This window comes from Pseudoalteromonas sp. SANK 73390, assembly GCF_054966645.1.
In genome coordinates this window covers 1-448 of record NZ_ARPN01000070.1, presented here as the reverse complement: position 1 = coordinate 448, position 448 = coordinate 1, and the positions used below count along the sequence as shown (strand labels likewise).

The following is a 448-nucleotide window of genomic DNA, read 5'->3' as shown; positions in this document are numbered from 1 at the left end:
AGTTTTCTCATGTCATACGATAAATTATTAGTCGGGAGTAACGGCGAAGAGTTCCCTTATTCAGAATCATTTGATGAAGATACTTATCATTATTTAATAAGCATCGTTTGGGATGATCGTGATGGAGAATTATCTGTTTTAAATAATGGTGCTCACATCGAGTTTGACGATGATGGTAGTTGGTTGGATTTTAACTTATCACCTAAAAGCATATTCCCAGATAAAGCTAAATTAAATGACGATGAACTGTTTCAACTTCTTGTGGCTTTATCGGAAAATGAAGAAAATGCAACAACGTACTCTAAAGAAGCAATAGATAAAAAGTACAAGAAATACTTGGAGAGTAAAAAACTCTAACAAGCTGTTTAACAAGGACAAAATACAGTTGGCTTTTGCTCCTTCGTCGCTTATTCTAGCCAACTATATTTTGCCCATTAACAGGGCGTTA

Annotated in this window: 1 protein-coding gene; it reads left to right on the top strand. The window is 34.6% G+C overall.

Features of this window, described 5'->3' with window-relative positions; all coding sequences use genetic code 11:
- A partial coding sequence (locus SANK73390_RS09710) for a hypothetical protein (protein ID WP_462765805.1) occupies positions 1-357 on the top strand: 357 nt, incomplete at its 5' end.
- Between the last annotated feature and the right edge of the window lie 91 nt (positions 358-448).